General features: G+C 56.5%; 25 protein-coding genes, 1 tRNA gene and 1 pseudogene. 9 read left to right on the forward strand and 18 right to left on the reverse strand.

All coding sequences use genetic code 11. From position 1 onward, the window contains the following. Window positions 1–175 precede the first annotated feature (175 nt). The 4 genes from AABM55_RS05195 to AABM55_RS05210 all read right to left on the reverse strand — a co-directional run bounded on the left by AABM55_RS05195 (window position 176) and on the right by AABM55_RS05210 (window position 2,140). A complete protein-coding gene (locus tag AABM55_RS05195) occupies window positions 176–754 on the reverse strand; it encodes a DedA family protein (RefSeq protein ID WP_347928988.1) in 579 nt (192 codons plus the stop codon). Between the two features lie 94 nt (window positions 755–848). Next, window positions 849–1,289, reverse strand: a complete 441-nt coding sequence (locus tag AABM55_RS05200) for a VOC family protein (protein WP_347928989.1) — start codon at window positions 1,287–1,289, stop codon at window positions 849–851. Window positions 1,290–1,341: 52 nt separating this feature from the next. Continuing rightward, window positions 1,342–1,740 carry a hypothetical protein gene (locus AABM55_RS05205; RefSeq protein WP_347928990.1) on the reverse strand — a complete coding sequence of 133 codons (399 nt, stop codon included), beginning with the start codon at window positions 1,738–1,740 and terminating at the stop codon, window positions 1,342–1,344. Window positions 1,741–1,822: 82 nt separating this feature from the next. Beyond that, window positions 1,823–2,140: a hypothetical protein gene (locus AABM55_RS05210; RefSeq protein ID WP_347928991.1), complete on the reverse strand. Its 318-nt coding sequence runs from the start codon at window positions 2,138–2,140 to the stop codon at window positions 1,823–1,825. A gap of 199 nt (window positions 2,141–2,339) precedes the next feature. Here AABM55_RS05210 and AABM55_RS05215 point away from each other — a divergent pair, with 199 nt between their 5' ends. The 3 genes from AABM55_RS05215 (at window position 2,340) to AABM55_RS05225 (ending at window position 5,799) form a co-directional block, all read left to right on the forward strand. Beyond that, window positions 2,340–3,050: a response regulator gene (locus tag AABM55_RS05215; protein WP_033865698.1), complete on the forward strand. Its 711-nt coding sequence runs from the start codon at window positions 2,340–2,342 to the stop codon at window positions 3,048–3,050. Between the two features lie 8 nt (window positions 3,051–3,058). After that, window positions 3,059–4,396: an ATP-binding protein gene (locus tag AABM55_RS05220; protein ID WP_347928992.1), complete on the forward strand. Its 1,338-nt coding sequence runs from the start codon at window positions 3,059–3,061 to the stop codon at window positions 4,394–4,396. Window positions 4,397–4,677: 281 nt separating this feature from the next. Continuing rightward, on the forward strand, window positions 4,678–5,799 hold the full coding sequence (locus AABM55_RS05225) for an alginate lyase family protein (protein WP_347928993.1): 1,122 nt from the start codon (window positions 4,678–4,680) through the stop codon (window positions 5,797–5,799). A 107-nt stretch (window positions 5,800–5,906) separates the two neighbouring features. Here the strand turns inward: AABM55_RS05225 and AABM55_RS05230 are convergent, their stop codons facing one another. Next, window positions 5,907–7,121, reverse strand: coding sequence for an MFS transporter (locus AABM55_RS05230; protein WP_347928994.1), 1,215 nt, complete (start codon window positions 7,119–7,121; stop codon window positions 5,907–5,909). Between the two features lie 164 nt (window positions 7,122–7,285). Between AABM55_RS05230 and AABM55_RS05235 the strand changes: the two genes are divergently transcribed. After that, window positions 7,286–8,140, forward strand: coding sequence for a LysR substrate-binding domain-containing protein (locus AABM55_RS05235; RefSeq protein WP_347928995.1), 855 nt, complete (start codon window positions 7,286–7,288; stop codon window positions 8,138–8,140). A 147-nt stretch (window positions 8,141–8,287) separates the two neighbouring features. Here the strand turns inward: AABM55_RS05235 and AABM55_RS05240 are convergent, their stop codons facing one another. From AABM55_RS05240 to AABM55_RS05260, 5 genes are all read right to left on the reverse strand, one after another. Then, the gene (locus tag AABM55_RS05240) at window positions 8,288–8,746 is read right to left on the reverse strand and encodes a hemerythrin domain-containing protein (protein ID WP_103318104.1); all 459 of its coding nucleotides are present in this window, start codon (window positions 8,744–8,746) and stop codon (window positions 8,288–8,290) included. A 371-nt stretch (window positions 8,747–9,117) separates the two neighbouring features. After that, complete coding sequence (locus AABM55_RS05245) at window positions 9,118–9,339, reverse strand: formate dehydrogenase subunit delta (RefSeq protein WP_347928996.1); 222 nt, start codon at window positions 9,337–9,339, stop codon at window positions 9,118–9,120. Further along, complete coding sequence (fdhF, locus tag AABM55_RS05250; RefSeq protein WP_347928997.1) at window positions 9,336–12,224, reverse strand: formate dehydrogenase subunit alpha; 2,889 nt, start codon at window positions 12,222–12,224, stop codon at window positions 9,336–9,338. The genes AABM55_RS05245 and fdhF overlap by 4 nt, the downstream gene beginning before the upstream one ends. Next, entirely contained in the window at window positions 12,221–13,783 is a 1,563-nt protein-coding gene (locus AABM55_RS05255) for an NADH-ubiquinone oxidoreductase-F iron-sulfur binding region domain-containing protein (protein ID WP_347928998.1), read from the reverse strand. The genes fdhF and AABM55_RS05255 overlap by 4 nt, the downstream gene beginning before the upstream one ends. Continuing rightward, window positions 13,780–14,256, reverse strand: a complete 477-nt coding sequence (locus AABM55_RS05260; RefSeq protein WP_054595777.1) for a formate dehydrogenase subunit gamma — start codon at window positions 14,254–14,256, stop codon at window positions 13,780–13,782. Before AABM55_RS05260 ends, AABM55_RS05255 begins: the two co-directional genes overlap by 4 nt. A gap of 560 nt (window positions 14,257–14,816) precedes the next feature. Here AABM55_RS05260 and AABM55_RS05265 point away from each other — a divergent pair. The 3 genes from AABM55_RS05265 (at window position 14,817) to AABM55_RS05275 (ending at window position 17,079) form a co-directional block, all read left to right on the forward strand. After that, window positions 14,817–15,323: an AAA family ATPase gene (locus AABM55_RS05265; protein ID WP_347928999.1), complete on the forward strand. Its 507-nt coding sequence runs from the start codon at window positions 14,817–14,819 to the stop codon at window positions 15,321–15,323. Window positions 15,324–15,436: 113 nt separating this feature from the next. Beyond that, window positions 15,437–16,186, forward strand: a complete 750-nt coding sequence (locus AABM55_RS05270; RefSeq protein WP_347929000.1) for a tetratricopeptide repeat protein — start codon at window positions 15,437–15,439, stop codon at window positions 16,184–16,186. 272 nt (window positions 16,187–16,458) lie between these two features. Then, entirely contained in the window at window positions 16,459–17,079 is a 621-nt protein-coding gene (locus tag AABM55_RS05275) for a LysE family translocator (protein ID WP_347929993.1), read from the forward strand. 149 nt (window positions 17,080–17,228) lie between these two features. Here AABM55_RS05275 and AABM55_RS05280 read toward each other — a convergent pair whose 3' ends face one another. From AABM55_RS05280 to AABM55_RS05290, 3 genes and pseudogenes are all read right to left on the reverse strand, one after another. Continuing rightward, complete coding sequence (locus tag AABM55_RS05280; protein ID WP_054595783.1) at window positions 17,229–17,462, reverse strand: hypothetical protein; 234 nt, start codon at window positions 17,460–17,462, stop codon at window positions 17,229–17,231. Between the two features lie 18 nt (window positions 17,463–17,480). Further along, window positions 17,481–17,780 (reverse strand): annotated as a pseudogene (locus tag AABM55_RS05285) (hypothetical protein); the annotation flags it as partial. A gap of 149 nt (window positions 17,781–17,929) precedes the next feature. Further along, window positions 17,930–18,703, reverse strand: coding sequence for an alpha/beta hydrolase (locus AABM55_RS05290; protein WP_347929001.1), 774 nt, complete (start codon window positions 18,701–18,703; stop codon window positions 17,930–17,932). 309 nt (window positions 18,704–19,012) lie between these two features. Between AABM55_RS05290 and AABM55_RS05295 the strand changes: the two genes are divergently transcribed. Together AABM55_RS05295 and AABM55_RS05300 are read left to right on the forward strand one after the other, a co-directional pair. Next, window positions 19,013–19,396, forward strand: coding sequence for a DUF6124 family protein (locus AABM55_RS05295; protein ID WP_347929002.1), 384 nt, complete (start codon window positions 19,013–19,015; stop codon window positions 19,394–19,396). Between the two features lie 34 nt (window positions 19,397–19,430). Next, window positions 19,431–19,688 carry a hypothetical protein gene (locus AABM55_RS05300; protein ID WP_347929003.1) on the forward strand — a complete coding sequence of 86 codons (258 nt, stop codon included), beginning with the start codon at window positions 19,431–19,433 and terminating at the stop codon, window positions 19,686–19,688. A gap of 115 nt (window positions 19,689–19,803) precedes the next feature. On the opposite strand, the gene AABM55_RS05305 is transcribed toward AABM55_RS05300, so the two are convergent. The 5 genes from AABM55_RS05305 to AABM55_RS05325 form a co-directional block, all read right to left on the reverse strand. Beyond that, window positions 19,804–20,412, reverse strand: a complete 609-nt coding sequence (locus tag AABM55_RS05305) for a hypothetical protein (RefSeq protein WP_347929004.1) — start codon at window positions 20,410–20,412, stop codon at window positions 19,804–19,806. Window positions 20,413–20,659: 247 nt separating this feature from the next. Beyond that, the gene (locus AABM55_RS05310; protein WP_347929005.1) at window positions 20,660–21,724 is read right to left on the reverse strand and encodes a hypothetical protein; all 1,065 of its coding nucleotides are present in this window, start codon (window positions 21,722–21,724) and stop codon (window positions 20,660–20,662) included. A 396-nt stretch (window positions 21,725–22,120) separates the two neighbouring features. Then, window positions 22,121–22,621, reverse strand: a complete 501-nt coding sequence (locus AABM55_RS05315) for a DUF3916 domain-containing protein (protein WP_347929006.1) — start codon at window positions 22,619–22,621, stop codon at window positions 22,121–22,123. Window positions 22,622–22,763: 142 nt separating this feature from the next. Continuing rightward, entirely contained in the window at window positions 22,764–23,093 is a 330-nt protein-coding gene (locus AABM55_RS05320) for a hypothetical protein (protein WP_347929007.1), read from the reverse strand. Between the two features lie 165 nt (window positions 23,094–23,258). Beyond that, window positions 23,259–23,343: transfer RNA gene (locus AABM55_RS05325), tRNA-Leu, on the reverse strand. Window positions 23,344–23,435: the final 92 nt, after the last annotated feature.

A 23,435-nucleotide genomic window follows, 5' to 3' on the forward strand; every position in this document is an offset into this window, starting at 1 on the left:
TGGCTCGTGAAGCAAGAAGATAGGTTGTTTCGTTGGCGTTGGTTGAGGTGGTCATGATGGGTCGAAACGCTCGGAGTTTAGTAACCAGCCTCGATTAGGCGCTCGGTATGCTCCGTTGTCTTCAAGACGTTTCCTTGAAAAAGGTAGGTTCGATCCGAGTAAAACGTGCTCAGATTTACTGCTGCAACTTACGCTTGTTTCTCAGGTGCACGATTACCGCCACAACCACAACGACCAGCACAACACCCAAGGCAATCGGCAACCGGTAAGGTCTGAGATCACCAAACAATTGCTGAAGCGCTTCGCCCGCCCAATAACCGCCGCTGACAAACAGTGTGGCCCAGACCATTGCACCGAGCATGTTCCACAGTGAAAAACGCAACGGCGACAGGCCACTGGCACCGATCACCATGGGGCCCACCAACCGCATGCCGTACAGAAAGCGCACCGAAAAAACCGACATCGACGGGTAGCGTGCGATCAATCCGCTGACGCGCTTGATCTGCGTTTGCTGGCGTTTGAGGCGAGGCAACAGTCGCGTGCCGAAATAACGGCCGCTCCAGAACAGCAATTGATCCCCCAACATCCCACCGGCGCTGGCCCAGGCGATCACCGGCCAAAGCTTCAGCAAATGCTGATGCGCCGCCATGCCGCCCAATATCAGGATGGTTTCGCCTTCCATGACACAGCCAATAAAAACCGCCCAATAGCCGTAGGTCGCGAGGAGGTGATTGAGGTCTATGTGCTCGAACATGGGCGGTTGGCGGCCTTTGGCGTGTTGTGGAGGCTGGGTAATGGTGGACCGCTATCGGCTGGGGTCGTTGCCCGTGCATTCATGATTGAAGCGATTATGTGGCTGCGACATTCGAGAGCGGACGCTCCCCCAGATACTCAACCAACCGTAGCAGATAACCGTCCGGGTCCTGCACCAACAGCTCATGCTGGCCGACCTCCACCGTACCGGATCGATACCACTTCTCGGCAAGCGGGCGAAACATTGGCCACTCGGCAGCGGCCAACCGCTGGAGAATCGGCTCGACACTGTCGACCGTCATTTGAAAGTTGATGCCGCGCCCAAATGGCGGTTCCAGTGGAGCGGTCACCCATTGCCCTTCGAGCGGGTCGTACTGCTCCAGCATGACCTGCACCCCGTCGAAATCGAGGTAGGCAAATCCCTCTTCGGGGCGGTCGTAGGCGACCCTGAAGCCAACCAATCCGGTCCAGAAATCCAGACTGTTCCTGATGTCGCCGACCATCAGTTCGGGGACCATTCTGTTCCTTGAAAACATACCTCTCCTTAGTGAGCGTCCAGCCCGATCAATGTGCGTTCAGGATAGCGCCTCAATCGGATTCGGCCTGCTCAATCGCCTTCTTGATATTCGGTACCGCATAGTTGGTAAACCAGTGGTTCATTCCATTGATCGCCTGTTGCGCTGGCGCCGCATCCCGAGCCCCGATCAGTTCGCTGCACGCTTGGGCCATGGCCAGCAACATCCGCGCCGACTCAGGCACATAGGGCAGGCTGACACCTTTGTCGTGGCGTTCCTGAATGATCCGGTAGCGAAGGTTCTCCGGCAACGTCCAGGCACTGATCAGAAATTCATGAACAGAGTACGGATGGCCGTTGACCTCCACCGTGGCCGTGCGGTGCTCCTCTCGAAAACCGGCGTTCTCGATCTGCTCGCAGCTGTCGATGACAGTGTTCATCATCTCGCGGATTTGCTTCCAGTCAGTGTGCATGTGAAGAGTCCTTTTCAAATGGCGATAGCTATAGGCTATAGGTTGCGGTGCCTGTCTTCCAGATCATCGGGCAGGTCGAAGATCAACGTGTAATTGATCGCTCCCACGCGGGAGCCTGAGAACGATCAATCGGCAAGACTTCCGAAGCGTCCCCACCCTGCACCAACGTTTGCGCCTCACCATGTTCAATCACCCAGCGCAGCAGGTCGGTCACCGGCACGCGGTGGCTGCGTTCGACCCATTGCAGGCCGTCGGGGCTGTAGTGTTCGGTGTAGCGGGTGAGGATCAACTCGCGCTGGTCACTCGACAGTTGGAGGCTGACTTCGCGGCAGTGCAGGTTGGCGTTGGCGTGTTTCACCACGCGTTGTTGCAGGATCAGCGGCTGGTTTTCAGAGATCATCGGTCTGGGCTTCCTGGCAGCGGTGTACGCGTGCGCAAACAGTCTTCGGGAAAAGGTGACAGATGCTGACATTCCGGCCTTGCGCAAAGATGTCTGCTTTTTTACCTGGCTGTCGCTTTGTTACCCGATTGAAATATATGACGGAGCGCGCCGAATGGTTTTAGATGTGGGTTCTTTCAGACCTTAAGTGATGCCGCTGGTGAGCAGTCTTTTGATCGTGGACGACGACCTTGAGGTCCTCGCGCTGCTGAAGAAATTTTTTGTACAACAAGGCTATGCGGTGGAGGTGGCCACCGATGGCGCCTCAATGTGGGCGGCGATTGAGCGCCAGGCGCCGGACCTGATCATTCTCGACCTGATGCTGCCGGGCGAGAACGGGCTGACGCTGTGCCAACGCTTGCGCCAGCAATACCCGACGCCGGTGATCATGCTGACCGCCATGGGTGAGTTGAGTGATCGGGTGGTCGGGCTGGAGATGGGCGCCGATGATTACCTGAGCAAACCGTTCGACGCCCGGGAGCTGCTGGCCCGCGTGCGCGCCGTGCTGCGTCGTGCAGGCGAAAGCCGCCCGCTGACCGGGGAAGCGCCGCGCCCGCTGATCAAGTTCGCCGACTGGCAACTGGACCTCACTCGTCGGGAACTGCGTTCACCGGATCAGGTGATGATTCCGCTGTCGGCCGGGGAGTTCGACTTGTTGCTGGTGTTTGTCGAGCATCCGCAGCGCATTCTCACCCGGGAACAGTTACTGGACCTGGCGCGAGGCCGCACCCATGAGGCATTTGATCGCAGCATCGACGTTCAGGTCAGCCGCTTGCGGCGCAAACTGGAGTACGACACCAAGCGCCCGGAAATGATTCGTACCGTGCGCAACGGCGGGTATCTGTTCACCCCCAGTGTGACCCGCCAGTGAAAAAACTCATGGCCGCTTTGCGTCTGCGACCGCGTGACACCGTGGCCCGCTGGATCGCCCTGACCACCCTCATCGCGATGCTCACGTCGCTGGCGTTCAACGCGCTGTTCATTCAGTTGGCCGGCGTCTGGGCTTATCCTCCGTTGGCCGAAACCGGCCTCCTGGAAAAGACCGCATCCATTACCCGGATGATGGAAGCCTCGCAAGCGTCGCAGCGCGAACGCCTGGCCGAGGCCGCCAGCGAAAACTCCTTCAGCGTCAGCTGGCATGCCACCCGTCAAGGCCTCGACTTGCCGGACACTCCCGAAGCGGCTTACCGCACGGCCTCACCGGAGGCCCAGCGACTGTTCAACACGCCGACCCGCCGAGTCGAAGCCTATCAACCCGGCGACTGGCCACAGAAGAACGGTCACTACGCTTTGCTGGTGCAACTGGCGGATGAATCCTGGCTGATGTTCAGCGTACCGTCCCGCAGTTGGGGGCTGGCGGAAGGGCCACGAACCCTGATCGTGATTCTGCTGGTGTTGCTGTCGACCGGTATTGTCGCGCTGATCGCCACTCGCCGACTGGCCAAACCCTTGCAGCACTTTGCCCAAGGTGCACGACGTTTTGGCGTCGACTTTCGTGCACCGCCCATCGACCCGGTCGGCCCGCATGAAATCCGTCAGGCAATCCTCGCGTTCAATGCCATGCAGGCTCAGTTGCAGCACTTCATCAAGGACCGCACGCAGATGCTCGCCGCCATCTCTCACGACCTGCGCACCCCGCTGACCCGCATGCGCCTGCGTGGCGAATTCATCGAAGACTCCGAACAGCAACAACGGCTGTTTCGCGACGTCGACGAAATGCAGGCCATGATCAACTCCGCCCTGGAGTTCTTCCGCGACGACGCTCGCCTGGAACAGGCAACCCAGTTCGACCTGGCCGAACTGCTGCAAACCCTGATCGACGACTACCGCGACCAGTCCATCGACATCACCTTCAGCGGCCCACCCCGATTGGTCTACTTCGGCCGCCCGCTGGGGCTGAAACGGGTGATCACCAATTTGCTGGACAATGCAATCAAGTACGCCAGTGAACCGGCGATTGAACTGTGCCAGGAAGACGAACAGGTGATCGTTCGGGTACTCGACCGTGGGCCGGGGATCCCGGCTGACAGTTATGAACAGGTGTTTGCGCCATTCTTTCGGCTGGAAGGGTCGCGGAATAAAAGCACGGGGGGCGTGGGGCTGGGGTTGTCGGCGGCACGGGCGATTGTTCTGGAACACGGCGGCACGCTGACCGTGAGGAACCGCACGGGGGGAGGGTTGGAGGCGCGGGTGGTGTTGCCGGTGCAGGTGGGTTAGAGAGGATTTATGCGGGGACAGACGTGCTGTTCCTGAAAGGTTTTTTCGTACAGAACCAAGTGAACTTTGGGCAATCCAACCGCAAGTGCCAACCAAGGCGCCGAATCATCTGGCCTGAGGATCAAGAGTGAAAGCCCTGATGCAATTCAAGTCAATTTCCCGAATAAGACCTGGGCACACGGCGGCCCCCGGCTGGTGAACGGCCGCTATCAAATGAATTGGGGCCGAGGCACACTCGGAAACCTTCCATGCGTTGATAAACGCGAACGGACGCCCACTGTATGATTCTTCGTAAAATCGTGCCAAACCGGCTATCCACCAGAGTTCGAAACCTGGCTGCCGCTGTCCTCTGGATTCAGGTCTGTACGGGCTGTGCTGCCCAGGAAGCTCAACATGCCGCGTCTTCCAAAACAGTAGTGCCCGGCAAGCAGGCAGCCTGGCCAAGTGCGGAACTGGTCGATTCGCTACGCGCGTCACCAGAGCGATGGTCCGCACTTCGTGCGACGTGCGATCGGAACCTCGACTACACCCCGCATCCAGTCGCTGATTTCACCCCGCCAGCGCATTATGTCGACCGGGCAGGCGAGCAACGCATCGCCAAGTCACTGGGAGACGACGGTAACGTCGCCTATCAAGAGGCGCTGTGTTTTGCGCTGAGCGGCGATCGGCAATACGCGAAAACCAGTGAGAGCATACTCGATGCGTGGGCGGCAGGTGTGCAACACATCGACCGTGGGCAAGGTACCGCCGATTTCAACTTCACGTTTCCCAAGTATGTGTTGGCCGCGGTGATGCTGCGTGCTGACAGTCAGTGGCATGACGCTGCGTTCAAGAGTTTCCTGCGCGAACGAGTGCTGCCCCTGTCGGTCGCATCGCGAGCAAACAACTTTGGCAACTGGGGTGTGCTGCTTGAAGCCAGCAGTGCCGCCTATCTCAATGACCGTCACCTCATGGAGAAGGCAAAAAATCGATGGGGCGCCCTGATGCTTAGTCAGGTGTCGTTAGATGGGTCAATGGCGGCTGAGATCTGCCGGAGCAACACCACAGATTGGTGTGGCGGACCCGATAAAGGAGTCAATGGCCTTTCGTATACCCACTATACGTTGCTGCCCACCACACTGGCCGCGGAGGTCTTTCGCAATGAGGGCTTCAACGTTTATACAAGCAATGCTGGTCAGCGACTTGCCCTGGCCTATGCAAGAGCCGCCGGTTGGACCTTGCATCCGGAAACCTTCCCTTACTACGCCAGTAATGGTGGGCATTTGAACGGTGTGCGCAACGCGGCATATTTCCGGATTTTGCAGCACAGGATTCCCGGTACCGACGGCGGTGTTGCCATTCACCAGGGCAATCTCGGAATGGATGGATACGAAATCGCCCTGTTGTATGGAGAGGCTCTGTAAGTCATTGCCCGCGCTCCCCGGCCACAAAAAAACGGGACTACGTTTTCTCACCTCTAAAGTCGTGGTCTGTCGCCGTATCCCCCTTGGCGTTTCAAGGGGGAGCGATTTCAGGCCGAGCGAAGTTCCAATGCATAGGCTTTTTCCACGGGTGGAAATAGCGGCACCGTCAACAGGGCACAAAAGGCTGCAGCCAGCCACACCACGCCCCATGAGAAATGAGTCATGAGGGCGGACGCCGCGATAGGGGTAGCGAACAGCACGACAAACACGCAGGTATTGCCCATGGCCAGCGCGGTGCCGGCCCGGCTGGCGCCTGCCAGTGTCGCGAGTTCGGTGTAAGCCACGCCGTGCCAGGCAGAAACACTGATCCCGGCGATTACCATCACGCCAATGATCAGGGCGCTGGCCAGTGGTGTTTCGCTCATGCCGTAAAAGCTCGCGGCCGATACCGTGCTGCCCAGAATCAAAAAGGTCAGGGCACTCAACCATGCACAGGTTTTAAGGTAGCTACGGCGGTTTTTATTTTTATCGGTCCAACGTCCGCTCCAGATTCTGCTGACGATCGCGCCGATCTGTATAACCGCCAACGTCGCGGAAACCAGCGTGATGTTGATGTTGCCAACGTCATGAAAGAACACGGCGGCATAAGTAAGAATGGCAAATTGCGGGGCGCAGAGCAGGCCGATGGCTAAAACGATTCGCCAGACTCTGGAATCTTTCAACGGGCTGGCTGTGGGCTCCTGACTCTGTTTTTTTGCCGCGTCGCTGGAGAAGTCCGGCTCATACAACCAGAACCCGGCAAACAGGCAGGCAATAAGACAGAAGATGGCAGAAGCACTGAATACTTCGACAAATCCATAGGTATGGGCAAGGTAGGGCAGCACGACCGCCCCCAAGGCATAACCGCCCGGGACCGCCGTTTGCCGAATGCTCATGGCCAGCCCTCGTTCGCCCTCTTTGAACCAGGCCATGATGGCTCGACCACTGGCGCCGTTGACGCTGCTCCCCAGCAGGCCCACCACGAACAGCCCGATGGCCAGCAACACTATCGTGGGTGCATACAAGGCCAGCATGGCCAGCCCAATCAGTGCGATCCCGGAAGTGAGAAGCCCCGTCAGCAGCACAGGGCGATCACCCCAGCGATCAGTCAATAATCCCCACGGGATCTCGCTGACGGCAATACCGAGTCCCAAAATCCCCAAGACCAGCCCCAACTCGGCGTTATCGAGCTGATACGTTGCTCGCATATAAACCGCTGTCGCGGGTAGTCCACCCACGACACTGGAAAAGCTTGCGTTGGCAGCAACGCCGACACCCAGCACTTTCCAGCGGTGACCGTTATCCACAGGCATAAAAATCCCACTCGTTGAATAGTTGTGGGCCAAAAGACTCTCATGAGGGTATCGTCTCGAATATCAAATTATTTTTCGTATTCGTCCCGAAAAACAGGATTGTTATGAGGCCGGTAAATTTCGATCTAGATGCCATGCGCAGTTTCGTCACCGGGGTCGAACTGGGCAGCTTTGCCAAGGCGGCGCAAAAACTCGCGCGTTCGACGTCAGCCATCAGCGCCCAGTTGAAGAAACTGGAAGCCCAGGTGGGCTCAGCACTTTTCAAAAAGGCAGGTCGCGGGCTTGCCCTGACTGATACGGGAGAGGTGCTGCTCAATTACTCTCGGCGTCTTTTGAGTCTCAACGACGAGACCATCACTGCCGTCTCCGAGCTGAAGCTCAAGGGATGGGTACGCCTCGGGCTTCAGGAGGATTTCAGTAGCTTCTTGCCGACGGTGTTGGGCAGGTTCGCCAGGGCTCATCCCGATGTTCGAGTGGAAGCCCGGATTGCGCGCAATGCTGACCTGCTGAACCGGATCGAAAATGGCTCGCTCGATTTGGCGGTGGTGTGGGGTGACGTGCCGGACGTCGGATACCGGGAGAGGGTGGCGGAACTGCAAATGGAGTGGATTGGCTCTTCTCACCAGTACCTCGACTGGCGCGTCGAATCAGGGACACCGCTGCCCATCATTGCGTTTGACACGCCATGTCCTTTTCATTCGATGGCCACTGCGGCGCTGAATCGCGAGGGAATTCCCTGGCTGCTGTCGTTTACCAGTTCCAGCCTTAACGGCCTGTCCGCGGCGACCGAAGCCGGTTTGGGCTACACGATCAGGACAGCCCTGGGCTTGCAATCGGGGACCGAACTGTTGGCTGCCGGCGAACGAGGTTTGCCGCCTTTACCCTCCATAGCCCTGATGCTGCACCGAAGAGAGGCTAACCCTGATCCGCTGACCGAGCGTTTGTCGAATATCGTCATGCAGGCAATTCGAAGTGAAATTGTTTACTGAGCGATAAATGGCGAGCGTTAGTGTGATGTTCGTGTAAAACGGACATGAGAGGACAAACCACGGTTTCTCATATTCATTATCGTGGTCTGTCCCTGTATTTTCACTGCGTGATGGCTGCTATTGGCTGGACGTGGTTGGGCGCTCCAACTAATGCCACTGACTCCTTACTTCCTGCCACTGAGTTTCTGACAGCCACTTATCTGCCATCGGGAAGAAGATGTTCTCCTCGGACTCCATATGATCATAGTATTTCTTGATAAAGTCATCGATGGTATCAGCGATCACTTTCATTTCCTGAGTTGAATCTTCCAACGCCTTGAGTTGTCCAGCAATGCGCCCAAATGCCAGATGGTCGCGCTCGATATCCTTGACCCGTGGATGGATCGGTGCCTCGGTCTCCAGCAAGGCCCGCCGGATAATCTCTTCATTTTCATGGTGATGCCGCTCTGCGTCGCCATGCAAGGCTTCCAGTTCCTGAAACAACAGCTTGCGATCATCGGCATCGGCGGACTCATGTTTCATTTTTCCCAGTAATCCTTTGATCTGGGTAATTTTTTTAGCCACCTCATGATGGTAAGTGTGCAGTTCATTCAACAGGGTGTTCATATAAAGTCCTCTCCGCTGCACCAAGGCATCATGAATAATTAATATTAATCACCAACTTCCAAGGGTGGTCATATATGAACTTCCATCACGTCTAATGCCTCCACCCACAGCATTCATCACTATGTACTAAACCTTCTTAGTATAGTCGGGCGCCCAATACTCACCCCGGGAAATGTGCAGCCCTTGGATGAATTGGAAATATCAGGTCAGTGTTGATATGCGTTATTTGATCGACTGCAGGAAAGGCTGCAAATAACAGGGGGACGGTGGTTTTTGGGGGAGGAGCGGCGGGGCGTTATCAAGCGGAGCATGAGGTTGCCCCTTGGCCTGTCTTCACAAACCAAGGGGCAATTTCAATGGATCAGATGAACCTAAGCCTCCCAGCCCGCCTCACTGACTGCCGCCTGCACCAGCGGGTGCAAGTCTGCCCCTTGATGCTCTGTCTGCCAGGCCAGCAATTCCTTGCGCATGCCGGGCGTCCAGTACATTTTCAGGTGATTACGCACGTCGAGCACGGCCTGTTTCTGGTCCGGCTCGCTGGCGAAGTACTGGGCGATCTGGTTGGCCATTTTGATCAGGTTGGCGGTGCTCATCGGCGTACCTCGGCTTTTGCTCCGGCAGCGCGGGCCTGACGGCGTTCGTCGAGCAGGCGTTGTTGTTCGTCGCTGAACTCCTGATAGCGTTTTTGCCATTCGGAAGGGTGGTAGACGCGGCTGACTTCCACGGCGGTGACCTTGTACTCCGGACAGTTGGTGGCCCAGTCGGAGTTGTCGGTGGTGATGACGTTGGCCCCCGATTCCGGGAAGTGGAAGGTGGTGTACACCACGCCCGGGGCTACTCGTTCGGTGATTCGCGCACGCAGGACGGTTTGTCCGGCGCGGCTGCCGATGCCGACCCAGTCACCTTCGTTGATGCCGCGGCTCTCGGCGTCGGTCGGGTGGATTTCCAGGCGGTCTTCGTCGTGCCAGGCGACGTTTTCGGTACGCCGGGTCTGGGCGCCGACGTTGTACTGGCTGAGGATCCGCCCGGTGGTCAGCAGCAGCGGATAGCGGCTGTTGACCTTTTCCTCGGTGGGCACGTAGCCGGTGAGCATGAAGCGCCCCTTGCCGCGCACGAATTCCTCGATGTGCATGGTCGGCGTGCCGTCCGGTGCTGCGGCGTTGCACGGCCATTGCAGGCTGCCGTGGCGATCCAGCGAGGCGTAGCTGACGTTGGTGAAGGTCGGCGTCAGGCTGGCGATTTCATCCATGATTTGCGACGGATGCTGGTAGTTCATCGGGTAACCGAGGGCGTTGGCCAGGGCCACCGTGCCTTCCCAGTCGGCCTTGCCGCCCAGCGGTTCCATGACTTTGCGTACTCGGGAGATGCGTCGCTCGGCGTTGGTGAAGGTGCCGTCTTTTTCCAGGAACGAACTGCCCGGCAAGAACACGTGGGCGAACTTGGCGGTTTCGTTGAGGAAAATGTCCTGCACCACGATGCATTCCATGGCCGACAGGGCCGCGGTGACGTGCTGGGTATTCGGGTCGCTCTGGGCGATGTCTTCACCCTGGCAATACAAGCCCTTGAAGCTGCCGCCCAGGGCGGCTTCGAACATGTTGGGAATACGCAGGCCCGGATCGGGTTGCAGCGTAACGTTCCAGGCTTGTTCGAATTGCGCTCGTACCACCTCGTTGGAGATGTGCCGGTAGCCGGGCAACTCGTGCGGGAAGGAGCCCATGTCGCAGGAGCCCTGAACGTTGTTCTGCCCACGCAGCGGGTTCACGCCCACGCCTTCGCGGCCGATGTTGCCAGTGACCATGGCCAGGTTGGCGATGCCCATGACCGCGGTGCTGCCCTGGCTGTGTTCGGTAACGCCCAAGCCGTAGTAGATCGCCGCATTGCCACCGGTGGCATACAGCCGGGCGGCGGCGCGGATGTCGGCAGCGGCGACGCCGCAGATCTCGCCAAGGACTTCCGGCGAGTTTTCCGCACGGCTGACGAACGCCTTCCACTGGGCGAAATCGCTGCCCTCGCAACGGGCGTCGATAAAGTCCTGGTTGAGCAGGCCTTCGGTGACGATGACGTGGGCCAGGGCGTTGAGCATGGCGACGTTGGTGCCCGGGCGCAGGGCCAGATGCAGTTCGGCGCGGGCATGCACCGTGTCCACCAGGTCAATGCGGCGTGGGTCGATAACGATCAACCGCGCGCCTTCACGCAGGCGGCGCTTGAGCTGGGAGGCGAACACCGGGTGGGCGTCGCTCGGGTTGGCGCCCATCACCAGAATCACGTCGGCCTGCATCACCGAGTCGAAGCTCTGAGTGCCGGCGGACTCGCCCAGGGTTTGTTTCAGGCCATAGCCGGTCGGCGAGTGGCAGACCCGCGCACAGGTGTCGACGTTGTTGTTGCCAAACGCGGCGCGCACCAGTTTTTGCACCAGGTAGGTTTCTTCGTTGGTGCAGCGGCTGGAGGTGATGCCACCAATGGAGTCGCGGCCATATTTTTGCTGCAAGCGGCGGAATTCACTGGCGGCGTAGGTCACCGCTTCGTCCCAGCTGACTTCCTGCCAAGGGTCGTTGATGTGCTTGCGGATCATCGGCTTGGTGATGCGATCCGGGTGGGTCGCGTAGCCCCAGGCAAAACGCCCTTTGACGCAGGAGTGGCCGTGGTTAGCCTGGCCATTCTTGTCGGGGACCATGCGCACGACCTGGTCGCCTTTCATCTCGGCGCGGAACGAGCAGCCCACGCCGCAATAGGCGCAGGTGGTGATTACGCTGTGTTCGGGCTGACCCAGCTCGACCACGCTTTTTTCCATCAGGGTTGCGGTTGGGCAGGCTTGTACACAGGCGCCGCAGGACACGCATTCCGAGTCGAGGAAGTTCTCGCCACCGGCGGCCGCGACCCGGGATTCGAAACCGCGCCCGGTAATGGTCAGGGCAAAGGTACCCTGGGTTTCTTCGCAGGCGCGCACGCAGCGGTTGCAGACGATGCACTTGCTCGGGTCGTAGTCGAAGTAGGGGTTGGAGGTGTCCTTCTGGTCGTCCAGATGGTTCTCGCCTTCATAGCCGTAACGCACTTCCCGCAGGCCGACCTGGCCGGCGACGGTTTGCAGCTCGCAGTTGCCGTTGGCCGAACAGGTCAGGCAGTCCAGCGGGTGATCGGAGATGTACAGCTCCATGACGTTGCGGCGCAGGGTCGCGAGCTTTGGCGTCTGGGTGTGCACGCTCATGCCTTCGCTGACCGGCGTGGTGCAGGACGCCGGGTAACCGCGCATGCCGTCGATCTCGACCAGGCACATGCGGCAGGAGCCGAAGGCTTCCAGGCTGTCGGTGGCACACAGTTTGGGAATAGTGGTGCCCAGCAGCGCGGCGGCGCGCATCACCGACGTGCCTTCGGGCACGCTGATGCTTTGGCCGTCGATGTTCAGGGTGACCTGCACTTCGCTGTGGCGAGCCGGGGTGCCCAGATCGATATCGGTGTTCGGGTCGAAGAGAGTGATCATTGGTCGGCCTCCGAGGCTTGCAGACCGAAGTCAGCGGGGAAGTACTTGAGAGCGCTGACCACTGGATAGGAAGTCATGCCGCCCAGCGCGCACAGCGAACCGTACTGCAGGGTGTCGCACAGGTCCTTGAGGATGATCACCTGTTCATCGCGACTGCTCTGGTCCGGCGCGGCCAGCAGGCGGTCGATCACCTCCACGCCACGGGTCGAGCCGATGCGGCAGGGAGTACATTTGCCACAGGATTCCTCGGCGCAGAACTGCATGGCGAAACGCGCCATGTGGGCCATGTCGAGGCTGTCGTCAGCCACCACCACACCACCGTGACCGAGCATGGCGCCGATGGCGGCGAACGCTTCGTAATCCAGCGGCGTGTCGAATTGCCCCGGTGGCACCCAGGCGCCGAGAGGGCCGCCCACTTGCGCGGCTTTCAGCGGTCGGCCACTGGCGGTACCGCCGCCGTACTCTTCCACCAGTTCGCGCAGGGTCAGGCCAAAGGCCCGCTCTACCAAACCGCCGTGACGAACATTGCCCGCCAGTTGGAAGGGCATGGTGCCCAGGGAACGGCCCATGCCGTAATCACGATAGAACTGCGCGCCCTTGGCCATAATCAGCGGCACCGAGGCCAGCGTCAGCACGTTGTGCACCAGGGTCGGCAGGCCGAACAGGCCCTGCAAGGCCGGGATCGGCGGCTTGGCGCGGACGATCCCGCGCTTGCCTTCGAGCGAGTCGAGCAGCGCGGTTTCTTCACCGCAGATGTAAGCGCCGGCACCGACCCGCACTTCCATATCAAAGGCTAGACCGCTGCCGCCGACATTGGCGCCGAGGTAACCGGCCGCCCGGGCGATGTCCAGCGCCTCGCGCAATGTGGCCACGGCTTGTGGATATTCCGAGCGCACATAGATGTAGCCATAGCTGGCGCCGACGGTGATGCCGGCAATGGCCATGCCTTCGATCAACAGGAAGGGGTCACCTTCCATCAACATACGGTCGGCGAAAGTGCCGGAGTCGCCTTCGTCGGCGTTGCACACAATGTATTTCTGCGCCGCCTGAGTGCCGCGCACCGTGCGCCATTTGATCCCGGCCGGGAACGCCGCGCCGCCACGACCACGCAGGCCCGAATCGAACACAGCAGTCGCGGTCTGCTCACCGCCCAAGGCGACGGCCTGGGTCAAGCCCTCGAAACCGCCGTGAGCGCGGTAATCGTCCAGCGACAGCGGCCGGGTAATGCCGGCGCGGGCGAACAGCAGGCGTTGTTGCGACTTCAGATAAGGCAATTCCTCCACCAGGCCCAAAGCCAGTGGATGGGCGGACGGCTCGCCTTGCAGCGCATCGAGCAGCGATGGCACATCGGCGGCGGTCAGCGGGCCGAAGCCAATACGGCCTTGCGGCGTGTCCACTTCCAGCAGCGGTTCCAGCCAGTACAGACCACGAGAACTGGTGCGTTGCAGGTCCAGCGGCAGATTGCGTTCGCGGGCCTGAGTGGCCAGGGCCACGGCCACCTCATCGGCGCCCACGGCACGGGCAAGCGAATCACAGGGCAGATAAAGACTCGGCATCATGCGTCCTCCAGGCAAGCGTCGAGCAGGGCATCGAGGCGCTCGGCACTGAGTCGCGCATGCACCTGACCATCCAGCTCCAGAGCGGGCGAGCAGGCACAGGCGCCGAGGCAATACACCGGGCGCAGGCTGATGCTGCCGTCGGCACTGCTGCCGTGGTCGTCCAGTTGCAGGCGTTCACGCAATTGCGCCGCGAGCTGCTCGGCGCCGCGGCTCTGGCAGGACTCGGCCCGGCACAAGCGCAGGATATGCCGCGCCGGAGGGGCGGTACGGAAGTCATGGTAGAAGCTGATCACCCCGCGAACCTCGGCCTGACTCAGGTTCAGCGCATGGGCAATCTCGGGGACGGCGGCATCGGGGATGTAACCGATGCCCTCCTGAATATCATGAAGGATCGGCAACAGCGCGCCGGGCGAACCCTTGTGGCGCTCCAGCAGGTTGTTGACCATAGACAGGTGCAACATCTCATCAGGCATACAGCATTCCTCACGATCACGGGCAAACCAGGTGGTTGTCGGTTGTCCGAAAGTGTCGGCTGCGGCAGTCACGCCACGTCACGGTATCGTGGCATTTTCAGGCCGTTGGCCAGGCACCCTGAGCGGGCATCTTGTTGGGCCCGGTACGGTCTTTGCCGCACCTCTTCAGGGCATATAGGGCAGCTTGCCACGCCGCCTTTGAATCATCTGCACGAAAGCGACGTGTTCGGTTCTGCCTACGACTACCCGTTAAGTCTAGAAGAGTGTGGCCGAAGGCGCCGTCTCTGGAGGGGATTTATGCTTTTTTGCTTTAGAGGTTATGCAAAAAAGATTGCTGGCGGGAGGGTTTTGCGGCGTGATTGTCATCATTGTGCAACGGTGCAAGCCACTGTCATGCTGCTCGGTGATGAGGGATTGCACCTGAGGTTTTCGCACGCTAGCGATATCAAAGGCTTGCGCATGGGCACCTCCGTGAAGTGGGGGAGCGATCAGTGATTTCCCCCGACCGCATAACTGGCAACCGCCTGAACTGGCTTACCTCACTAATCGAAGGATATAGAATGCTCATTGTCTTCAGCGGCCTTCCAGGCACTGGAAAGACGACTATCGCCAGAGACCTGGCTACCAGAATCAGTGCCGTGTATCTGCGGATCGATACGATTGAGCAGGCTATCCGAAATGCGGGGGTCCTGGCACAAGACGTGGGGCGAAGCGGTTACTTGGTCGCTAATGAGCTTGCACTGAGCAATCTTCGTTTTGGTAACACGGTCATAGTTGACTGTGTTAACCCAGTTAGCGAAAGCCGAAAGGCGTGGAGCGAAATCGCCACACGTTCTGGTGCTCCATTAGTGAATATTCAGGTGGTCTGCTCTGATAAACATGAACACCAGCGACGGGTAGAAACCAGGAAGGTAGATGTTCCTGGGCTGACTCCACCCACCTGGCAGTCTGTACTGGATCATGACTATGAGGCGTGGGATAACGCGCCGTTTAGTATTGACACGGCCCTGACGTCTCCAGCGGAGGCAGTGGCGATGATCACTAAACGATTTTTATCCGGGGAGTAGAGGAAGAAACGGGGACAGAACACATCTTCTCACGCCCGTAATCGTGGTCTGTCCCTGTATCTCCTACCCGTCTCATCGCTCGGCATGTCGACTTTCAAATAAGGAAAAATAATATGGACATTAAACGCTTCTGTCCTTCAGTACGCCGCTTCATACAGATGGAAGCGATTATCTTGCTTCTGATGACACCGTTTTTTGCTCGTGCGGACATTACCGAGGAACAGGCGACGGCCAACTGTTTGAAAATTAGTGAATACTCCGCTGAAGGTGGGAGGTATTACAAACTCAAACAGTACACCAAGGCTCGGAAACAGTATGAGCAGCAGGCCGGCTGGTCTGAAAGTTGTCAGCTGGATGAGCAGAAAATTGCGCTGGCCTACAATAACGTTGCACTCACCTACGTACATGAAGGCAATTACCTGAAGGCCCGTGCGTGGCTGAGTATTCTGCCAAACGACAAGAAATCGATCTTCAATCTTGGCAAGATCAGTGATGATGTAAAAAAAGCACTGGAGAAGCTGCCGAATCAGTCAGAAGGGCTGTATTGGCAATATGCCGGGGCGGCTTTATGGAACTCGATGACGATCAAGCCGCAAGGTCGGAAATACAAAGTTGATTTCCAGGGTTATTATGCTGGCCTGATGGCGATGTATTACGGTCCCAATATAGGTGAATTTTCAACGGTCTTAGAAGTTGATAATGGGAAGGCTAATTACGCCATGAGTGGAGAGGGCGAAGGCGACTGTGTCTATGACTTCGATATTAAAAAAGAACTGATGACGGTAAAGCGTACTGCGGGTGAGTGGTGCGGTTTTGGTCATAATGTGGGTGCTGAAGGTATTTATCACAGAGTCGAGTTCTAGCCGCTTTCGGAATTTGCGTAACCCAGTCACGCTGATCCCGTACAGAGGACGTAAACAACTTTCCGGGTCCACTCAAGCAGAAACTTGTGTTGGTGCAATGGAGCGCTATAGGGCTGCTTTCTGCGATGACTGTGCTGGTTGCTGTGGGTAAATCAGGGTAAGCGTCCGGGGACACACCTGTTTGGATACGCCACCGCTCATAGCCCTAAGGACGGTGGCACATGCGGCCTGTTCAAATGTAGGATTGACGCAAAATGGTGATAGATATCCATATGAATCTTGCGACGCTAGCGTTATTCCTGCCCGCCTGCTTTGCCCTGAATATGGCCCCAGGGCCTAACAACCTGCTGTCTATCAGCAATGCAACACGCTACGGATACCGCACATCATGCATGGCAGGTGTTGGTCGCTTGCTGGCGTTCGCGCTGATGATTGCGCTGGTTTCGGCAGGCTTGGCCGTAGTGTTGCAAACTTCAGAGCTGGTCTTCTACGGGATCAAAATAGTTGGCGCGGCCTACCTTTTTTACTTGGCATATCAGTTGTGGAGGGCTGAACCACGAGCGGAAGCCGAGTCAAAAAACGCCCCGTTAGGTCTTTTCGCGCTGGCAAGGCAGGAATTCCTCGTCGCCGCAGGCAACCCTAAAGCCATCCTGATTTTTACCGCGTTCTTACCTCAATTCGTCGACCCAACGGCAGACATGGGTTCTCAGTTTGCGTTGCTAGGTCTTCTGTTTTTGGTATTGGAGTGGATCGCCATTGGCATCTATGCGTACATCGGATTGTATATGCGACGTTGGTTTGCCCAGCCTCAGGGTAAGCAAATTTTCAACCGTTGTTGCGCTGGTTTGTTGTCGGCTGCCGCCTCGATGCTATTGATGGCACGTCGAGCGTGATTCGCAGTTAGCAGATGATGCGAAGCGTCTGCGACTCATCTGCGTAGTTGGACGGGTTGCCAGTCCTATGCTGGTTCTCCTACCACGCCTCCCGGCATGAAATCCGTACTTCGATCTCGAGAGTGGCCGATTATTAATGAGCACCTGGCTCATTCCACATACCGGGCCCGACTAAAAAACAGCCCCGTCCCGCTACCGATGGCATAGGTCGAAGCGATGCCCAGATCGAAGCCGGCAATGAAAGGCGGCAGCATGAAAATACTCATAAACCCCAGAACGAACAGGGTGATGCCCAGCCATTTTCTGAGGCGGTAGGATTTCAGATAGAAGAAGAACAGCAGGAACACCGCGTAAGCACCGGCATACAAGCCATATTCGCTCATGGTCTATCCGCCTTGATTCGCTGCGGCGAAAACACCACTGGTGAGGATGGCGATACTCGTTCGTTGGGCATTGAGTAAATCCCCCTGTTGCCGGGTCAGGGGGTTGGAGATTCCGACCATCATTTGGCAGGGCAAATCCTTGGCGAGCATTTTGTCGTACAGCTCCACCACCAGATTGCTCACTTCATAGTGAGCGGCTTTCGCTTCACCAAAATGCAGCGTTCTGAGGCTACCCCGTTCACTGGCTGACAGGGTGAAGCGCGATACGTTGAAGACAATTCCATGGTTGCCGGAAAACTGGTCGCTCTCAAACTTCAATGCTCGCATCCTTATCGAGTCTGGAAAGGCGGGGAGTCTGTCTTAGCCCGTGGGCCTTCGCAAGCGCTTGGTAATACGCTGAAAAAGACTTTCATCTCGGGTGAAAATGGAGGCGCTTTGACCTGCCCCTGTACTTCCCAACAACTTCGCTATCGAACGCTAGCGATGAAACGCAGGATTTCCCGCTCGACCTTTTCGGGCTGGTCGAGCTGTATCCAGTGTCCCGTATCCGCCACCACGGCGTGGGGTAACTCCGGTCGTAACGCGTAGAGCGCATCGGGATTGTCGTTCGCGCTACTGACCAGCAGAAAAACAGGACCTTTCCATGCATCCAGCGCGGGTTCCGGGTTCCAATTGGCGAACGCCACCGCAAACCCCAACCGTGCTGCTGCATCGACCGCAGCACAATCTTCCAGAACTCTGGACGTTACCTTTACGTTATTGCCCGCAATCGTGGCGTAGAACCCCTGTTGCACATCAAGGCTCGCAGGCCCTGCAAGCGCTTCCAGCATTCCGGCGCGAACCTCATCGGGAAGTGCCCTTGGATCGGTCGCGGGATCAAGCAGGAACACGCCAGCCACGCGGTCGGCGTACTTGGCGGCATAGTCCAGCGCTGCGGCACCACTTCCACTGTGGGCCACGATGATGAAACGCTCAAGCTTGAAGGCGGCGGCTGTATCGATGATGTCCTGCGCACGCCCTGCATATGAATAGTCAGCATCCGCAGCCGGGGAGCTGTCTCCGCTGCCCCGTGAATCAAGGGCATAGACTTTCCTGCCGCGTCCGATAGGTTCGAGCATTTCCGCCCACTGGCTTGCTCGACCGGAGTCCGCATGGAGGAAGAGCACCGGCAAACCTTCGCCGTGTCCTGCTTCAATCACAGCAAGATTGCCCTGCGTTCCAGCGAATAGTGTCTGCTTCATAGTGTTCTCCTTTGTGTGTTCCGTACCGTCCGTGGAAAAAGATAAGCCGACGACAACGCCGATCGGCAGCGTAGGGCAAAGAAGGGGGGCAGGCTATGTTTTCTCATGTCCATGATCGTGGTCTGTCCCGTATTTCCCCTGGGCAAAATCGCAACCACCGTCCTAGGACATTTCCCGCAAACCGTAGCGCCTTCCATGAACTGGCGGGAAGCATTCATGGAAGATAACCTACTGTCTTCGCTGCAGCCGAGCGGACGGTTTTGACAGGCCGAAAAAACGCAGGGTTCCTGAAAATCCTGGAGATTCCTTATGAAAAAGACAACCCGAAATCCACTTGAAATCCCATCGCTCTCTACATCAGAAGATCTCGATCCAATAGAGCTTTCCGAAACCGCCCAACGCACCGTCAGTGCCCGTTTGCGTAACCCCAGTCACCCTGATCCCGTCAGCCATATATTCACCATTGTCCCCGACGTAGACACGGCAACCTTACTGGTCCACGCCAGCGAAACCCTCGCCTCGATCAACGCCATGACCACCGACCTGGCGTTCGAACTCGAAGGCTCGCGGCGCAATGTGGCACTGGCGATTCAGCAGTTGGCCGTGCTGGCCGAGTTGTTGGTAAACCGAGCACTGGACCACCTCGACCCGCCTGATGAGGCGGTTGAGAGTCAGCCTACCGTCCACCACTGAGTGGCCGTGCTCGTTTACCCAATGGAGGTTTGTCATGGATCGATACATGCCAGTCACTGGCATTGACTGCACCATCCCGTCACTGCTGATTGATACCCAAGCACCGCTCGACGTACTGCACGAAACCGCGGCCTACCGAATCCGCACCGCGACTCAACTGCTGGAGAACATTGCCGAGGGCGAGGGGATTCACAGTGAGCTGGCGCGGGTGCTGGTGACTTCACTGCGCGATGGTTGTGATTTGCTGGATGTGGTGGGGCGACGATTGCAGGTGGAGGTATTGTTGGTATGAGAAATGGGCGACCTTGTTTAGGTCGCCCATTTTAGTTGGGGTAGGAAAAGGGAGGGTGGATTACGTTTTACATCAGACGATGTAATCGTGGTCTGTTCCGTATTCTCCTCACCGCTCAGTAGTTTTCAGCGAACTCGTGAAACCTACTAAACACCTGAAACCCAACATAGTCGGACCGGTGCTTGTACTGAGTCCGGTAGTAGCAATCCCAGTAACTGATCATGCGATCTTGCGTCGCTTGAAAATACGTCTGATTATCCCGAATGAAGCTGCCGTAAAGCGTCGGACTGATTGTGGGCAGGTGGGCTTCAACGGTGTTAAGAATATCGATTACGTACTCGCCAGTAAGCTGGAAAACGAACGGGACAATCCATGGTTCGTGAACTGAAAGAATGCGTTCCAGTTGACGTTGACGCACACGCCCATCGTGGTGTCGTGTCAGAAGACATGAGTACAAGATGCTCTGAACACCAGTCAGCTGCCCACAGGCTTGCTCATCACCTTCGTGATGAATCCGATAAGGAATGATCAGGTTCTCTTCACCGATTTTGACCTCTATACCCCGATGCGTTGCTAGCCTGGTAAGGCCCATGATCTGGCTAAGACCTTCTGCCTCCAATCTGAGGGAGGATGGGAAAGCAGTGGTGATTGAGCCTAGTGGAACTGGTGGAAGGGAGGCAGAACAGAGCGACATATGAATATCTCGACGGACTGGACGATTCACAGCATGCCTACTTTGGCAGAAAACAGCACGGTTGGATGGGGGATCTAGGTGGCTAGGTGAGTCTTAGCTAGCAGCCACCGGCAATTGGTGGGCATGGAGTAATGATGGGGGAACCAAACTTGCGCCAATCCTTGAGAAATGTCCTGTCGTGCGTAAAGTGCGTCCCATTTTGCCTGGCTTTTTCCTACTTTCTGATGGGCGAATTAATAGTTGGTATTATTAAAAAATTCTGATGGCAATGCATTTATTACGCATTTGGTTTTTTGGTTAATACATAAAAATTTCTTCTCTGGTCTCCATCAAATCCTGTGGCAAAGTCACTAATTTGATAGCCCCCTGGCGTAGCTATTTTTTGTACTAATGCGGGATCATTTTTGGCATCGTCTGGGATTTTGACGTACTCTGTATTCATCAATATACCAAATACTTTTCTCATGTCATTTCTCCATGCTATTTTTTCTTCCTCCTTAAGCTCATCAGCATTGGCAGGGATTTCATAGAGAACGGATGAGTGTCTGTCTTGCTCGATTTGTTTGATGTTATCTCCTGTTGCAATAGGTAGCGCTTGTATATCCTCTAATGTTAATCCTTGAGAAACCCCTTGTGAGATATCTGTTATTTTTTGTTGAGTGCGCGGCGACAGAAGATCCCATTCAATAGTAATTCTGTCTGTTGTTCCAGGTCCATAGAGCTTGTATTGCATGTCTCTATATTTGTCAATTGTAAAAGAAGAGGCGATGCCTCCCAATTTACTAATGCTTAGTTTTGCAATTTCACCCCGTAAAGGGCCTTGCATCCATTCGATTTTAGTAGAGTCCTTTTCTAAGGCATCATTTGATTGGAGTAGTCTTAGATGAAAGCCAATAGCATTTTTACTTCTATTTTTTTCTCTAACTCCCAAGAATGTAGATTCCAATGAATTGTTTTTTCCACCAAAAACAAATCCAAAACCTAGCCATCCTTCATCTGTAAATCCTTCCTTTTCAGTGTATGCAACAAAAGCGGATCCGCCAGTTTTTGCAATATTACTTATAAGGTAAGGGGGCATGATGTCACGATGATCCTTCATGCCAAAAATACTTTCTTGTTGTTGGGAGGCAAGCTCTAAGCCATTTCCTTTCTGACCATTCTTCAAATTTGTTAAGAAGTGAGCGTGTTCCCAATCAAGAGGGGTGAAAATAGTTGAGCCTATTCCAGGTATAACTTTTTTCCAGCCAGTCCCGTGCTTTTCAAAGCCAAAATTTTCGGGAGCAAAAAAATCTCGCGCTGCTGCAATTTCTAGCTCTCGTGGAGTATGTTTAGATGTAATCATGCGTTTAGTCCTTTAATCGTTCAGTCCTATAATTTGTCTCGCAGTATAGTCGTAGGTGATAAGAATATGAGTGGAGATTATTGTCTTGTTGTTACAAGTAGTTGCTGATTTTTATCTTTTGTAAAATGTGTAAGCTGCGCCCCATTTGCGGCACCAGTAGTCCATGGTATTGAGCGTAAGTGCTCCATAACCCCCATATTCAAAGTCATCACCTGATCCCTGATGCTGTGCTCCCGATTCCTTTCCTGAGCCAGCACCTCATGATGCGTCCCGCCGCAAAAGTCGAAAAAGTCTGTCTCTACCCCAAGCCCGTCGACTTCCGAAAATCCATTGATGGCCTCGCTGCGCTGGTCTAACGGGACAGTAGAGAAAAAACTGTCCTACTTTTTCTCCACGTCAGGCCGGTTCCCCGATGCACCACCACTGTACCGCGACCTCATCGTCAGGCTGAGTTACGTCATGCCCGTGCTCAATGAAATGCGCTGGCGTGTGCAACGCAAGAGCATCACTGATCCGCTCTGGCTTGAGAGCGTTGGTTTCACCGAGAAAACCCAGATAGTAGTCCCGGTCATAGAAGACGGTGATCTCGCTCTGATGAACCCATGGCCACACCAGCAGGCAGGCGACCCGGTAGTAACCCTGTGAGCGGTCAGCAGCGTTGGACAGGTGGCTAGCGGCTTCGAGCAGTTGCTGAATGCAAAAGGCCTGAACTTCGATCCTGGCTTGAGAGCCTTGAACCAGGGCTGCGTGCACCGGGATTTTCCAATGTGTGTAGCGCTCCATGTGCGCGGATCGTGGGTGAAACTCGTCGCGAAAACTGGAGGCCCAACGTTCCAGAGCGCGAAGGCGGCGGGGAATGCCTCTGAGTGGCTTGTTGCTGAGGGCGATTTGCCGCATTGATACGTCCTTGTGATGCCGAAAAGTCTTTCGTTGTTGTCTGCTGGCGCAATGGAAAAGTGGATGGGGCCACTTTCATATCAGCCAAAGCCTGCCCAGTATCAGTCCATGAAAACGGGCAAACTGCACCCAACCCAATAATTCACTGAATATCTTTCAAATAATCCTTAAGCGCAATCAGCGGACTATCAAGCTGCTCCAGCGTCTGCGCCGCGCTGAAATCTCCCGACAATCTATCCAGCTCCCGACCCAGCGGCGTACCCGCCCCACCTATCGCCTCAAGCGCCAGCCCCACGCATTCAGCCACTTTGACCTTGATCGTCTCGACATCACCTCTGCGTACCAGCAAGCCGAATACGTCCCGCTGGTAGTCGCCCATCATCAGGTCGTCACGCAGGATCGGGCTTTGATCTTCCGTTTCGTAAGCCAGCTTGAGGGAGAAGAGGGCGACTGTTTCCAGTGGTAATTCCATGGGGGGAATCCTTGTGAAATGGTCCGCCGGTCAAGGGGTGTGGAAGAGAAGCAGGATCAAAAGATCGTCCGAACGCGGCCCGAACCTTCGGCAGCTCCCACGGGGCGGGGTGGCTTTTCTGTAGGCGAAAAAAAAGGCCTTGCTAAGCAAGACCTTTCTTAATTTTGGTGCCCCGAGGGAGACTCGAACTCCCACTCCTTTCGAAAACGGATTTTGAATCCGCCGCGTCTACCAATTCCGCCATCAGGGCTCAATGGCGGCGAAGTATAGAGATGAGATAACCGTCGGTCAATCAGGTACATGGAGAATTTTCACTATTTCCGCTAGACTTCCCGGCCCTGC

Origin of the sequence: Pseudomonas helvetica (assembly GCF_039908645.1) — a bacterium.
Taxonomy (GTDB): Bacteria; Pseudomonadota; Gammaproteobacteria; order Pseudomonadales; family Pseudomonadaceae; genus Aquipseudomonas; species Aquipseudomonas helvetica.